The 14,231-nt window shown below is 56.9% G+C and carries 14 protein-coding genes and 1 pseudogene; 13 read left to right on the top strand and 2 right to left on the bottom strand.

Annotated elements, in window-relative coordinates; all coding sequences use genetic code 11:
- The first annotated feature begins 42 nt into the window (after positions 1-42).
- The 7 genes from mnmA to OM794_RS06235 all read left to right on the top strand — a co-directional run bounded on the left by mnmA (position 43) and on the right by OM794_RS06235 (position 7,813).
- Entirely contained in the window at positions 43-1,215 is a 1,173-nt protein-coding gene (gene mnmA / locus OM794_RS06265; RefSeq protein ID WP_226248663.1) for a tRNA 2-thiouridine(34) synthase MnmA, read from the top strand.
- The gene (gene hflD / locus OM794_RS06260; protein ID WP_226248662.1) at positions 1,212-1,853 is read left to right on the top strand and encodes a high frequency lysogenization protein HflD; all 642 of its coding nucleotides are present in this window, start codon (positions 1,212-1,214) and stop codon (positions 1,851-1,853) included. Before mnmA ends, hflD begins: the two co-directional genes overlap by 4 nt.
- Before the next feature lie 65 nt (positions 1,854-1,918).
- Positions 1,919-3,304, top strand: a complete 1,386-nt coding sequence (gene purB / locus OM794_RS06255) for an adenylosuccinate lyase (RefSeq protein WP_226248656.1) — start codon at positions 1,919-1,921, stop codon at positions 3,302-3,304.
- A gap of 47 nt (positions 3,305-3,351) precedes the next feature.
- The gene (locus OM794_RS06250) at positions 3,352-4,542 is read left to right on the top strand and encodes a cupin domain-containing protein (protein ID WP_226248654.1); all 1,191 of its coding nucleotides are present in this window, start codon (positions 3,352-3,354) and stop codon (positions 4,540-4,542) included.
- Positions 4,542-4,982, top strand: coding sequence for a GNAT family N-acetyltransferase (locus OM794_RS06245; protein WP_226248651.1), 441 nt, complete (start codon positions 4,542-4,544; stop codon positions 4,980-4,982). The genes OM794_RS06250 and OM794_RS06245 overlap by 1 nt, the downstream gene beginning before the upstream one ends.
- 440 nt (positions 4,983-5,422) lie before the next feature.
- Complete coding sequence (locus OM794_RS06240; protein ID WP_226248647.1) at positions 5,423-7,021, top strand: isocitrate lyase; 1,599 nt, start codon at positions 5,423-5,425, stop codon at positions 7,019-7,021.
- A gap of 321 nt (positions 7,022-7,342) precedes the next feature.
- The gene (locus OM794_RS06235) at positions 7,343-7,813 is read left to right on the top strand and encodes a glycine zipper 2TM domain-containing protein (protein WP_226248646.1); all 471 of its coding nucleotides are present in this window, start codon (positions 7,343-7,345) and stop codon (positions 7,811-7,813) included.
- A gap of 86 nt (positions 7,814-7,899) precedes the next feature.
- On the opposite strand, the gene OM794_RS06230 is transcribed toward OM794_RS06235, so the two are convergent.
- The gene (locus OM794_RS06230) at positions 7,900-8,181 is read right to left on the bottom strand and encodes a hypothetical protein (RefSeq protein WP_226248644.1); all 282 of its coding nucleotides are present in this window, start codon (positions 8,179-8,181) and stop codon (positions 7,900-7,902) included.
- A 176-nt stretch (positions 8,182-8,357) separates the two neighbouring features.
- Here OM794_RS06230 and OM794_RS06225 point away from each other — a divergent pair, with 176 nt between their 5' ends.
- Positions 8,358-8,840 carry an FKBP-type peptidyl-prolyl cis-trans isomerase gene (locus OM794_RS06225; RefSeq protein WP_226248642.1) on the top strand — a complete coding sequence of 161 codons (483 nt, stop codon included), beginning with the start codon at positions 8,358-8,360 and terminating at the stop codon, positions 8,838-8,840.
- 72 nt (positions 8,841-8,912) lie between these two features.
- On the opposite strand, the gene nikR is transcribed toward OM794_RS06225, so the two are convergent.
- Positions 8,913-9,314, bottom strand: coding sequence for a nickel-responsive transcriptional regulator NikR (gene nikR, locus OM794_RS06220; protein ID WP_226248639.1), 402 nt, complete (start codon positions 9,312-9,314; stop codon positions 8,913-8,915).
- Between the two features lie 107 nt (positions 9,315-9,421).
- On the opposite strand from nikR, the gene OM794_RS06215 reads away from it, so the two are divergent.
- The 5 genes and pseudogenes from OM794_RS06215 to OM794_RS06195 all read left to right on the top strand — a co-directional run bounded on the left by OM794_RS06215 (position 9,422) and on the right by OM794_RS06195 (position 14,231).
- The gene (locus tag OM794_RS06215; protein WP_226248637.1) at positions 9,422-11,011 is read left to right on the top strand and encodes an ABC transporter substrate-binding protein; all 1,590 of its coding nucleotides are present in this window, start codon (positions 9,422-9,424) and stop codon (positions 11,009-11,011) included.
- Positions 10,990-11,981, top strand: a pseudogene (locus tag OM794_RS06210) (ABC transporter permease). Before OM794_RS06215 ends, OM794_RS06210 begins: the two are co-directional and overlap by 22 nt.
- A complete protein-coding gene (locus OM794_RS06205) occupies positions 11,978-12,778 on the top strand; it encodes an ABC transporter permease (protein WP_088701105.1) in 801 nt (266 codons plus the stop codon). The pseudogene OM794_RS06210 and the gene OM794_RS06205 overlap by 4 nt, the downstream one beginning before the upstream one ends.
- 9 nt (positions 12,779-12,787) lie before the next feature.
- The gene (locus OM794_RS06200; RefSeq protein ID WP_226248634.1) at positions 12,788-13,624 is read left to right on the top strand and encodes an ATP-binding cassette domain-containing protein; all 837 of its coding nucleotides are present in this window, start codon (positions 12,788-12,790) and stop codon (positions 13,622-13,624) included.
- Positions 13,614-14,231: an ABC transporter ATP-binding protein gene (locus tag OM794_RS06195; protein ID WP_319001064.1), complete on the top strand. Its 618-nt coding sequence runs from the start codon at positions 13,614-13,616 to the stop codon at positions 14,229-14,231. Before OM794_RS06200 ends, OM794_RS06195 begins: the two co-directional genes overlap by 11 nt.

Raw genomic sequence — 14,231 nt, 5'->3', positions numbered from 1 at the left:
CCCAACTGCACACTGCTTATTTGCACCCTACTTCAACTGAGGATGCCCATGTCATCCACTGATCCAACTACGTCAGGCTCAGCCACTACTGAGTCATCCGCCACGGCCGCTAACGGCAAAGTGATTGTCGGTATGTCCGGCGGCGTCGATTCGTCCGTTTCTGCCCTTCTCCTCATGCAGCAAGGCTACGAGGTGGAAGGCCTGTTTATGAAAAACTGGGATGAAGACGACGGCACCGAGTACTGCACCGCCAAAGAGGATCTCGCCGACGCAGAAGCGGTCTGCGAAAAGCTCGGCATTAAGCTACACACCGCAAATTTTGCCGCCGAGTATTGGGATAATGTCTTTGAGCACTTTTTAGCCGAATACAAAGCGGGCCGTACGCCCAACCCGGATATTCTATGCAACCGGGAGATCAAGTTTAAGGTGTTCCTTGAGTACGCCGAAATGCTGGGTGCTGATAAAATCGCCACCGGCCACTATGTGCGTCACGGCGTACGTGAAGGCCGCCCACGCTTGCTTAAAGGCCTGGACGGCAATAAAGATCAAAGCTACTTCCTGCACGCAGTGCCGGAAGCCGCGATTGCACGCACACTGTTCCCCGTGGGTGAGCTGGAAAAACCTGCCGTGCGCGCCTTGGCGGAACAGCACGATTTGATTACCGCCAAGAAAAAGGACTCCACGGGCATCTGCTTTATCGGTGAACGTCGCTTCCGCGACTTCCTGCAGCAGTACCTGCCCGCCCAGCCCGGCACCATTGAAACGCCGGATGGCGATGTGATTGGCCAACATATGGGACTGATGTACTACACCCTTGGCCAACGCCAGGGCCTTGGGATTGGCGGACTGGCCAACTACTCGGAAGAGCCCTGGTACGTGGCGGCAAAAGATCTTGATCGCAATGTGCTGATCGCGGTGCAGGGTAAGCATGATCAATTGCTCTACTCCGATACGTTAGCCACCGAGGCGATGGACTGGGTCGCCGGTGAGCCGCCGGTTCAGCAGGGGCGCTTTACCGCTAAGACCCGCTATCGGCAGAGCGACTGCGGCTGCGAAATGCGCGTGCTACCCGACGGTGGCGTCGAAGTGACGTTCGACGACCCGCAGTGGGCGGTTACCCCAGGCCAGTCACTGGTACTTTACGATGGCGATATTTGCTTGGGCGGTGGCGTTATTCGCGCTACCTGGAAAAGAGCCGCGGAGGCCGCTGCATGAATCCCACCACCCCGATTCATCGCGCCCCCGACTCCCCGGTCGCCCGTCAAGCACTTGCTTTGGCGGGCGTGTTTCAGGCAGCCAGTCTGGTCGACGAACTCGCCCGCACCGGCCAGGTCGACCCGCGCGCCTGGGAAACGCTGATTGAAGCCACCGTGGATACTAATCCTGCAAGCTTTGAAGCAATTTATGGTGGGCACCCCAACAACTTGCGCCGAGGCCTGGATACCCTGGAAGCCTTGGTAGGTCGCAAACAGGCAAACCCGGTGGTACTGCGTTACGGTTTCTCGCTGCTGATGCTGATGAATAAGCTGCGCACCAATAACGACATGATGGATACGCTGGGGCAAAAATTAACCCGCATTCAGGGCCAGGCTGAACACTTTGGCACTACCCACGAAAACGTGGTCGCCAGCCTGGGGGAAGCGTACCAGGAAACTATCTCCACCTTTAAAACTCGCATTGTGGTTCAGGGCGACCCGTCGCTACTGCAGAGCCGCATGATGCCCGAGCGTGTACGCGCCTGCTTAATGGCCGGCATTCGCTTTGGGCTACTGTGGCACCAGCAAGGCGGGCGACGCTGGAAGCTGGTATTCCAGCGCAAAGCGCTACGCCGGGCGCTGGACAGCCTCAGCTAGGCCACTCCCTAATTCATTAACTTGCTTTCGACTAATTTTCTTTCGAACCTCCTGGAAACGATGCCATGCAACTCTCTGCTTTAACCGCCCTCTCCCCCGTTGATGGCCGCTACGCCAGCAAAGCCGCTGCCCTGCGTGAACACTTCAGTGAGTTCGGCTTGATCCGCGCTCGTGTGATTGTGGAAGTTCGCTGGCTACAACGCCTGGCTGAACACGCGCAAATCATCGAAGTACCGAGACTCTCCGCTGAAGCAACTGCGTTTTTAGAGCAGTTGATTCGTGAGTTTTCGCTTGAAGACGCCGAACGCATCAAAGAAATCGAGCGCACCACCAATCACGACGTCAAAGCGGTGGAGTATTTCTTAAAAGAGAAAATTGCCGATCAAGCCGAGCTCCATGCGGTCACCGAATTCATTCACTTTGCCTGCACCAGTGAAGATATCAACAACCTCTCTTACGGCGTAATGCTCAGCGACGGCCTGAACGCCATGCTGCCGACGATGCACGAAGTAGCTGACGACATCGCCAAGCTGGCCATTGCCCACGCCGCCCAACCGATGCTGTCGCGTACTCACGGTCAAACCGCTACCCCGACCACACTGGGCAAAGAGATGGCCAACGTGGCGTACCGCCTCAAGCGCCAGCTTAAGCAGATCGAAGCAGTGGAAGTATTGGGTAAGATCAATGGTGCCGTCGGCAACTACAACGCCCACCTGACCACCTATCCGGAGATCGACTGGGAAGCCAATGCGCGCACCTTTGTGGAAGGTTTAGGGCTAAAATTCAACCCTTACACTACCCAGATCGAGCCCCACGACTACATCGCCGAACTGTTTGACGCCATTTGCCGCTTCAATACGATTCTGATCGACTTCGATCGCGATGTATGGGGCTATATCTCACTGGGCTACTTTAAGCAGCGCACGGTAGAGGGCGAAATTGGCTCTTCTACTATGCCGCATAAAGTGAACCCGATTGATTTCGAGAACTCCGAAGGCAATCTGGGCTTGGCGAATGCAGTCCTTAGCCACCTCGCCCAGAAACTACCCATCTCACGGTGGCAGCGTGACCTCACCGACTCCACCGTGCTGCGCAATCTGGGTGTCGGCTTGGCCTATGGTTTGATTGCTTACCACGCGAGCTTGAAAGGTATTAGCAAGCTGGAAGCGAACCCCGAGCGCTTAGATGCTGACCTGGATAACAGCTGGGAAGTGCTTGCCGAGCCGATTCAAACAGTGATGCGTCGCTACGGAATCGAAAAGCCTTACGAAAAACTCAAGCAACTGACCCGTGGCAAACGTATTGACCAAGAGGGCTTTGCGGCGTTTATTGATACGCTGGAACTGCCCAGCGAAGTCAAAACTGAGTTGAAGGCGCTCTCCCCGGCCAACTATATTGGTAATGCCCAGGCGCAAGCCGAAGCGCTGACACAACAGCTAAGCTCTTTATAACGCCACCTTTACTTATTTACGCCAACTTACTAACGCCAGGGCATGCCATGAACCATCACGATAAGCCGTTAACCTTGCTGGGCGATCTTACCGCCGCAGACTTTCTGGCCAATTATTGGCAGCAAAAGCCGCTGCTGATCCGTGGCGCAATGCCCGACTTCATCAGCCCGATTGAAGCCGATGAGCTGGCCGGTCTCGCCTGCGAACCTGGCGTTGAAGCGCGTTTGGTCGAAGAAGAGGGCCCGGATGGCCCTTGGCAGGTCTCTCACGGCCCCTTTGATGAGGCCACCTTTGAACGCCTTCCGGAACAGAACTGGAGTCTTTTAGTGCAGGCCGTTGACCACTACGTTCCATCGGTGGCGGCGCTACTGGACGAATTTGACTTCCTGCCGCGTTGGCGACTCGATGACGTCATGATCAGCTACGCGCCGCCTGGCGGCAATGTAGGCGCGCATATCGATCAATACGATGTGTTTTTACTCCAAGCCAGCGGCCATCGTCGCTGGCAGTTGGGCGGTAAGCTCACCGAAGATGCACCGATCATCCAAGGCATCGATCTGCGCATTCTTAAAGAGTTCACCGTAGAGCCCGACTCCGACTGGGTGCTTGATCCCGGTGACATGCTTTATCTCCCTCCCGGCTGGGCGCACCACGGCGTAAGCCAAAGCGATGACTGCATGACCATCTCGGTTGGTTTTCGTGCCCCTTCTGCCGATGAGGCAATCACCTCCTACGCCGACTATTTGGGCGAACAGCTTCCTGCCTCCCAGCGTTACAGCGATGCGGGCATGGCGCCTGCCCAGCAGGTAGGCGAGTTGGATGACGCCGCCGTTGAGCGCATGCGCCAGCTGATTATATCGACGCTGGATAACCCCACCCAAATCGCCCAGTGGTTTGGTCGAGTAATGACCCAGCCAAAATATGTCGACCAAGTGGTACCACTTGAAACGCCGATGGACGAAGCGGCGCTTGTTGCTCAACTACAAAAGGGCGATCCGCTCTACCATATGCCCGGCTCACGCTTTGCTTGGCGGCGCGACGCCAGCGGCACCACGCTGTTTGTCGATGGCGACGGTCACGCCTGCTCGACTGAGCTAGCCAAGCGACTTGCCGACACCAAACCACTCTATGCCCAAGACCTTGAGCTTGACGGTGCCGCTACGCTCATCACGCAGCTGGTCAATACCGGCAGCCTTGGCTTTATGGGCGATGAAGGTGAGGACGACGAGGAGTATTGATGGCCATCACCCACATCAGTACCGGCGACTGGGAGATACTGGGTCAGGCTGCCAGCGAAATCCGGCGCAAGGTATTTATTGAAGAGCAAAACGTGCCTCAGGATGAGGAGTGGGATGGTTTGGATCCTGAATGCCAGCACTTTCTCGCCATGCTTGATGGGCAACCAGTAGGCACCGCGAGATTGCTGCCCGACGGACATATCGGCCGCGTCGCGGTGCTCGCCGAAGCGCGTGGCTCAGGCATTGGCGTACTGCTGATGCAGGCCGCGATTGAAGCGGCTCGACATGCAGGCCACACTGAGGTGGCCCTCAGCGCTCAGGTTCACGCGCTGGCATTTTATGAGCGGCTAGGCTTCATCGCCCACGGAGATGAGTTTATGGATGCGGGCATCCCTCACCGAGAGATGACGTTATCGCTCACGGAATATCAACCCCAGTAGTCACCGAATCGGATCAACCCTCGGCGAGGGCGCTTTTGCTAGCACTGCCCCGGCAGTGCTTTTTTATGCGCTTTTGATACCCTCCTGACGAAAAACCACTACACAAACCCACCGCTTTCTCCCCCCACTGTAGTCGGGTTACAACGCCCTATGCCTCCAAGTGTCAATTGTTGAATGCGCTCTCCTAGTGGATAGTTGTTGCATTGCAGCGTTATGGCGATGTAGCAAATGCTTCAAACCCGCGACGCTGTATCGGATGTATTTAGCACTGATGTCACTAGTACCCAAGACAATGGGTTTAGAGACGATTGACTTAGAGACAGAAACGCGAAATTGAATGATGCTGAATACAACTTCGCAGGTGCAGCATTAGCAAGCACTGATTGGCGAAACGGCACCAGCATTTAAGAACTGCCAACATAAACGAAGAGGGTAAGCTCATGTCAGGACTGCTCGACGATATCAAAGCCATGGCCCAACTGCGCGAAGCACAAGGCGGCAAATGGGAAGCTATCAAACCTGAGTACGCCGCCCGTATGCGCGCTCAAAACCGCTTTCACACCGGCCTGGACATTGCTCGCTACACTGCCAAAATCATGCGCGAAGATATGGCCGCCTACGATGCTGATACCGCACAATACACCCAGTCACTAGGCTGCTGGCATGGGTTTATTGGCCAACAGAAGCTTATCTCGATCAAAAAGCATTTTGGCACCACCAAACGTAGCTACCTCTACCTGTCAGGCTGGATGGTGGCCGCGCTACGCTCTGAGTTTGGTCCACTGCCCGACCAGTCGATGCACGAAAAAACCTCCGTGGCCGACCTAATCGAAGAACTCTACACTTTCCTAAAGCAAGCCGATGCCTGGGAACTTAACCACCTGTTCCGCGACCTGGACGACGCCAAAGAGGCTGGCAACAGCAGCAAAGAGCAGGAACTGATCAGCAAAATCGATAACTACGAAACCCATATCGTCCCCATCATTGCTGATATCGACGCTGGTTTCGGTAACGCAGAAGCCACTTACCTGTTGGCCAAGAAGTTTATTCAAGCAGGCGCCTGCTGTATACAACTGGAAAACCAGGTCTCTGATGAGAAGCAGTGCGGTCACCAGGACGGTAAAGTTACCGTGCCCCATGAAGACTTCCTGGCCAAAATCAACGCCGTGCGTTACGCCTTTTTGGAACTCGGCATTGAAGATGGCGTTATCGTCGCGCGTACCGATTCACTGGGCGCGGGTTTGACGCAAAAAATTGCCGTCACCAATGAGCCCGGTGACCTAGGCGACCAGTACAACAGCTTCCTGGACGGCGATGTAATTGAGAACGCTGCTGATATCAACAACGGCGACGTCGTCATCAAACAGAACGGCAAGCTGGTGAAACCCAAGCGTCTCGCTTCCGGCCTCTACCAGTTCAAACCCGGCACCGGCGAAGATCGCGTTATTCTTGACTGCATCACCAGCCTGCAAAACGGTGCTGATCTGCTGTGGATCGAAACTGAGAAGCCCCACGTAGGCCAGATCGCCAGCATGGTTAACCGGATTCGTAAGGTCGTGCCGGATGCCAAGCTGGTCTACAACAACTCACCGTCGTTCAACTGGACACTCAACTTCCGCCAGCAGGTCTTCGATGCCTGGCAGGAAGAGGGTAAAGACGTTTCCGCTTACCAGCGTGACAAGCTGATGAGCGCCGAGTACGACGAGACCGAGCTTGGTCAGTTGGCCGATGAGTGGACGCGCAATTTCCAGCGCGACTCGTCTCGCGAAGCGGGCATCTTCCACCACTTGATCACGCTGCCGACGTATCACACTGCCGCCCTGTCCACCGACAACCTAGCGAAAGGCTACTTCGGCGACGAAGGCATGCTGGCCTACGTAAAAGGCGTGCAGCGTCAGGAAATTCGTCAGGGAATCGCCACCGTACGTCACCAGGATATGGCGGGCTCCAATATTGGTGATGACCACAAAGAGTTCTTCCACGGCGATGCAGCTCTGAAAGCCGGCGGCAAAGACAACACCATGAATCAGTTCGGTTAATTCATAAGCAATACGGTTTACTTCATTACCGAACCCTAACAACAGGAGGCCATGTGGCCTCCTGTTTTTGATTGGCTACCGGTATTTGCACACTGTTTTCTTAATACACTGTTAGACTCTCGATTAAGCTATTTTCTGGCGATGGCTTTATCAGCTTTGATCTTTTTAAACGATCGCTGGTCAAACGCGTCGGCATCGGCTATCTTTAACGAACACTGTTCTATAACTGCGATCCACCCTTTGTCTGCCCTATCGATGACAGATATATTGATAACAGCCACATGGATAGCAGCTATCAAAATAGACACCCTGGAGGTTTGTATGAAACGTCTTCTTCTCCCAATTGCCGCACTGAGCATTCTCACGCTCGCAGGCTGCGCCAACACATCAGGCTACTCTGGCGATGTCTACAGTGGTAACCAGGCCAAAACAAGCCAAAGCGTCACTTATGGCACTATCGTGGCGGTTCGCCCAGTGCAGATTCAAGCAGAAAGCCGTGCAGGCGGCCTTTTAGGTAGCGGTGGCGGTGCGGTTATTGGTGGCCTTTTAGGCAACCAGGTAGGTGGCGGTTCAGGTCGTCAATTGGCGACAGTGGCAGGCGCTCTGGGCGGTGCGGTGGCAGGTACGGCCGCTGAAGATGCGACCAATCGCGTCAATGCACTGGAAATGGAAATTCGTCGTGATGACGGCTCTGATATTGTTGTCGTTCAACGTGCAGACCGCCAATTCCAAGCTGGCCAGCGTGTTCGCCTAATCGGCAGTGGTGCCAACGTGAGCGTGGCGCCCTATTAAGCAGCATTGATAGTCGAAAGCGGTTAAGTAGAAAAAAAAGCCCGGCCATCTCCTTTGATGGCCGGGCTTTTTGTGCTGCAACCAGCTTAACGGTGAGTCTTATTACCTGCCCAACTCGCCAGTGCCATGATGGCCCAGCCAATAAGAGCAAGCAGGATAACGACCAGCAGCATCTCCACTGGTTGCACCAGGGTAGTGGCGCCCAGCACTGCCAGCGTAATTACCCACAGATAGCGGTTGTCGCCATGGCTTTTCAAAAAACCGGGCAACACCTTGTCCAACCCCGCGCTAACGCCACTATTCCAGCGCTGATAGGTAAAATAAGCAATCAGGCAAAAAGCGATAAGCCAAATAATCAAGATCGTCATTGCATGCTCCAAAAGTGATAGGGCAAAGGAATAAGTGATGGTCGTAGGGTATCCCTGGTCACCCTGGCACGCAATAGCGCCAAAAGTGGAGAGTAGGAAAAAGCGCCACTACCCCCTGACAAGCCAGCGCACACGCGTTACCATGTTGGGACATGCACTCACCGAAAGGTTATTCCATGCAAATTGCGCAAAACTCGGTTGTCGCGTTTCACTACACCCTGACCAACGATGCAGGTGAAGTGCTAGACAGTTCCGAAGGCCGTGAACCGCTTACTTACCTCCATGGCGCCGGTAATATTATTCCGGGTCTAGAGAAAGAGCTGGAAGGTCGTACTGCGGGCGATAAGCTGAACGTTGCCGTATCTCCGGAAGAGGGTTATGGCGAGCTGCAAGAGCAGCTAATGCAAGAAGTACCTCGGGACGCGTTCCAGGGCGTCGAAAGCATTGAGCCGGGCATGCAGTTCCAAGCCCAGACCCAAGGCGGCCCGCTCATGGTCACCGTCAAGAAAGTTGAAGGCGATACGGTCGTTGTCGATGGCAACCACCCGCTAGCCGGCCAACAGCTCAACTTTGACGTTGAGATCGCTGAAGTACGCGAAGCCAGCGCTGAAGAAGTTGAGCACGGCCACGTGCACGGCGAAGGCGGCGTTGAGCACTAAGCCGCTCTCGCTACCGATCAGAAAAGGTGACCTCCGGGTCACCTTTTTTATGTCCGCAACCTTATTGCGGCACTACTCGCCCGGTATTAGCACCAGTTGCCCATGACGTACACTGCGCGACGATGTGACTTCGTCGGCAAACTGCTTTAGCACCCGCCCCTGGCCTTTGAGCAGCGCCACTTCCAGGCAACTGTCGTGGTTGATATGCACATGCAGAGTCGAAAGCGTTAGGTCATGGTGGTCATGAGAGTGACGTGTTAAGCGTTTGGAAAGCTCGCGTGCAGCATGATCATAAACGTATACCAACGCACCCATGCAGGGGGCATCCGGCGCCGCCTCTTCTCGCACCTGCTTTAAACCGCTGCGGGTCAAGTCGCGAATCGCCTCTGAGCGGTTTTGATAGCCGCGCTCACGCATCAACGTATCGACTTCTGCCACCAGCTCCTCATCAAGCGTTACCGTTACACGCTGCATTCACGCCCCCTGTAGTGATTAACTTTTCATGTGCTGCCACCACCGGTAGTATGATGTTCTTGTAAAAACATCATACTCGTGACGCTAACAGCATAAAGGATAAAGCGATGGCTAAACCAACTCGGCCCATCTTACTGGGTATTGCGTTAAGTTGTTTAGTCGTAGCTACAGCTGTGCAAGCAAAAGAACAGCTAGTGCTTGCCATTGGCGGTGAACCCGAACAGGGTTTTGACCCACTGCTGGGCTGGGGCCAGTATGGCAATCCACTGTTTCAGTCGACGCTGCTCTCACGGGGTAAGAATCTTGCGCCGCAGCCAGAGCTGGCCACTGCGTGGCGGCTTTCTGAAGACCGCCTGACCTGGACACTCACACTGCGTGAGGACGCCCGCTTTGCAGACGGCACGCCGCTGACCGCTGACGATGTGGCTTATACTTTTAATGCGGCGGCCCAGGCAGGCGGGCGGGCGGATCTTAGCGCCCTGGCTGAAGCAACCGCACTTGATAAACACACTGTTTCGCTCCGCCTGAAGGCCCCGCGCATTACCTTTATTGATCAACTATTGACGCTGGGCATTGTGCCCCGCGCCGAGCGTGATAACGGCTACAGTGATCAGTATGGTCGTCATCCCTTGGGGTCTGGGCCCTATCAGTTCGTAGAGTGGCAGGAAGGAGAACAGTTGATTGTAGAACGTAATCCTTACTTCTACGGCCCTACGCCCGTGTTTGAACGGCTGGTATTTCTGTTTACCGGTGAAGACGCCACGCTAAGTGCTGCCCATGCTGGCCAAGTGGATATCGCCTCGGTTCCTCCTGCACTGGCGACCAATGTGCCAGCACATATGCAGCGGGTGATTATGGAGAGTGTCGATAATCGCGGCATTCTTTTTCCCATGCAGACGGCTAATGGCGAACACGCCGCCTCCGGCGCCCCCATTGGCAACGACGTAACCGCAAACATTGCTATCCGCCAGTCGATTAACCTTGCCGTTGACCGCGATACGCTGGTGGAGGTGGCCTTGCAGGGTTACGGACGCCCCGCCTTTGGCCCGGCGGATGGTCTCCCCTGGAGCAGTAGCGATGAGCACCTTTCCGTGCCTGACCTTGCCCAGGCAGAGGCGATACTCGACGCCGCAGGCTGGCGGCTAGGTGACGATGGCCTGCGCTATAAAGAGGGCCTGCCTGCACGCTTTCGGCTTACCTACCCTTCAAACGATACCACCCGTCAGCTGCTTGCAGAAGTAAGTGCTGACATGGTGCGCCCGCTGGGGATTGAGATGCAGCCCACCGGCCGCCACTGGGATGAAATCCAGCGCGAAGCGCTGCACCAGGACGCCATTATGTTCGGCTTTGGTAGCCACAGCCCCCAGGAGATCTACTACCTCTTCCACAGCCAGCATGCGGGTAACGGTTTCTACAACAGCGGTTTCTACGCTAATCCTCAGGTAGATACCCACTTGGATAACGCCCAGGCGGCGGCAAGTATCGAGCAAGCCAACCGGGAATGGCAGGCGGCGCAATGGGACGGCACCACCGGCTACGGCGTACGCGGCGATAGCAGCTGGGCCTGGCTGGTCAACCTAGAACACGTCTATTTTGCTGACACCTGCTTGGATGTTGGCGAACTGGGCGTGGCGCCCCACGGTCACGGCTGGCCGATCACCGCTAACCTGCTTGAGTGGCGCTGGACGTGCGACTGATTGCGCCTACCATCAAGCGCTTGGCCCGTCTGGCGCTGGTACTCCTCTGCGTCGCCCTGGTGTCTTATGGGCTGATGATGGCCTCACCGGTTGACCCCGTTGATGCCTACCTGGGCCCGCAAATGGCCCAGGTCAGCCCCGAACAGCGCGCCCTGATTGCCCAGCGCTGGGGTTCGATCAGTCACCTGCCGTTCAGTTTGGTCACTGGCTGCGTCAACTAATCAGCGGTGATTTGGGCTGGAGTCATGTCTATAACCAGCCGGTTAGCGAGGTGATCGGCCAGCGTTTTCAACGCTCCATTGCGCTACTCGGCAGTGCCTGGCTGCTCTCGGCGCTACTGGGGTTTAGCCTCGGCGTGGTGGCAGGTGCCAAAGAGGGCTCCAAGCTGGATAGCATCATCAGCACCTACGCCTTCATTACCGCCTCCACTCCCGCTTTTTGGCTGGCGATACTTGCGGTGCTGCTGTTTTCGGTAACGCTGGGTTGGACGCCTACCTGTTGCGCGGGGCCAGTCGGGGTCTTGAATCAAGACGTCACCCTCGTTACCCGGTTACATCATCTACTCTTACCAATCGTCACCTTGGCACTGCTGGGCATCGCCAATATTACCCTGCATACCCGCGCCCGCATGCTTGAGCTAATGCGCTCAGAGGTTGCTACCCACGCCTTTGCCCAGGGCGCCAGCCGAATAGATGTGGCCTGGCGCCATGGTCTCCGGCACGCCAGTTTACCCGCAGTGACGCTGGCGTTTGCCTCACTGGGCGAACTATTTGGCGGCTCGATCCTAATCGAGCAGGTGTTCGCCTACCCGGGCCTGGGCCAAGCCACGGTGGCCGCAGGCCTACGCAGTGACGTTCCCCTGCTGCTGGGCATCGCGCTATTTACCGCCCTGTTTGTCAGCATCGGCAATATGATCGCCGATAGCCTCTACGCCGTTATTGACCCACGCATTCAGCCAGGTGGTTTATGAGTCAGCCTCAGCCGCGCCTGCGCGCCGCCTTCAGCCTGGGCGTCGCCACCCTGCTGGTCGTAGGGCTTGCCGCTAGCCAGTGGCTGCTAGGTGATTCACCGCAACAGATGCAGTTTGATGCCCGGCTAGCCCCGCCTAGCGTTGAACACTGGCTGGGCACCGACGCGCTGGGCCGTGAACTCTGGGCGCGAACCCTTGCCGGGCTGGCGCTAAGCTTCTGGGTGGGCTGCCTGGCCGCTCTCCTGAGCACGCTGATTGCGCTGAGCTTGGCAGCCCTAGCCACGCTGTCAGCGCGGCTGGATGCCCTGGTGAGTCTGCTGATTGATACGCTGCTTAGCGTGCCCCACCTGATTTTATTGATGCTGATCGCCTTTGCCCTAGGTGGCGGCACCCAGGCAGTCATTATTGCCGTGGCCGTGACCCACTGGCCCAGCCTGGCCCGGGTGCTACGCGCCGAGCTATGGCAACTGCGCCAGGCGCCCTATGTGCGCATCTCGCGTGCGCTGGGTAAGTCGCGCTGGTTTGTGCTCCACGGCCACCTGCTCCCCCATTTATTGCCCCACTGCCTGGTGGGCGCCCTACTGCTGTTCCCCCACGCGATTCTCCACGAAGCCGCACTGACCTTTTTGGGCTTTGGCCTAAGCCCCAGCCAGCCCGCTATTGGCGTTTTGCTGGCGGATGCCATGCGCTACTTAAGCGGCGGCTACTGGTGGCTGGGGGTATTTCCCGGCTTGGGGCTGTTACTGATGGTGCTGGGTTTCGAGCGCCTCTCCAGCCAGCTACGCCGGGCTCTTTAGGAGGTTGCAATGCTCACGATCGACCGTTTAACACTCCAGTTGCCCTACTATGCAGACGGTTATGCCGCATGGTGGAAGCGTCGCTGGGCTACCTGTCTGGATGCATTTTCGCTAACGTTTTGCCCAGGCGAGGTACATGCGGTGGTGGGTGCCTCCGGCGCCGGAAAAAGTTTGTTGGCCTATGCGATCATGGGGTTACTGCCCACACCTGCGCGCTTAGACGGGCAGCTTTACTACCAGGGAAAACCTCTTGATGCATCACGCCAACGCCAGCTTCGCGGCCGCAAGCTGGCGCTGATCCCCCAATCGCTAAGCGCCTTAGACCCGCTGGTGCGTACTCAGCGCCAGGTGACCTGGGCGGCCCAGCGCGCAGGCCAGCCATCAGCACACGCTTGGCACGCCTCCCAACAAGCCCTTGCTCACTATCAGCTAGACGCCCGAGCACAGCAGGCCTACGCCCACGAGCTTTCCGGCGGCATGGCCCGGCGCGTGTTGACGGCCATGGCCCACGTCAGCCAAGCCAGGCTGGTGATTGCTGACGAACCCAGCGTAGGCCTTGACCCACACCAGCGCCAGCGCGTACTGGGCGCGTTGCGCGAACTGGCCGACCAGGGTAAAACGGTGATCCTGATTACCCACGACCTGCGCCATGCCCTGCCGATTGCCGACCTCGTTACCATTATGCGTGGCGGCAAGCTGATCGAGACCGCGCCCGCCAGCGCCTTTCAGGGCAGCGGCGCCGCTCTGACCAGCGCTTATTCACAGGCCCTGTGGCTGGCGCTACCGGACAACGCTTTTGCTACGACCACCATCGGCAGGCGTGAACAGGAGACGAATGTTGCTTAACGCGCACCGGCTTGGTTTTCGGTTTTCACCCGACACACCGATACTGGAAGACGTTTCCCTCACCCTAAAAGCGGGCCAGTGGTTAGGATTAAGCGGCGACTCGGGGGCAGGAAAATCCACACTGGGCAAACTGCTGGCAGGCTACTTAATGCCCCAGACGGGTTATGTCACCCTGGATGGCGCGGCGCTACCTAAAAAAGGTGTGCAGCCCGTACAGTGGCTTCCCCAATCGCCGGAACTGGCGGTGAACCCACGCTGGCGGGTAGCCAAAATACTGCGCGAAGCCTGGACGCCTTCTGATGCCCAGTGCCAGGCGTTTGGCGTAAAACCAAAGTGGCTATCTCGCTTTCCACAATCGCTATCGGGGGGGGAGTTGCAGCGGGTATGCGTATTGCGTGCACTCGCCCCGGAAGTACGCTTTCTGGTCGCCGATGAGATCTCCACCATGCTCGACCCGATTACCCAACTTGAGCTTTGGCAGGCGCTAAAACAGGAGGCGCAATTACGCCAGCTTGGCGTGCTGGTGATTAGCCACGACATCGCCCTACTGGAACGGCTCTGCCCACAGCGTTTGCACTTAAGCGAAAGGCAACTGAAGCCATGGTAG

The sequence above is a fragment of the Halomonas sp. BDJS001 genome (genome assembly GCF_026104355.1).
GTDB lineage: Bacteria > Pseudomonadota > Gammaproteobacteria > Pseudomonadales > Halomonadaceae > Vreelandella.
The sequence above is the reverse complement of the archived record's forward strand: the minus strand, read 5'-3'. Positions and strand labels throughout refer to the sequence as shown.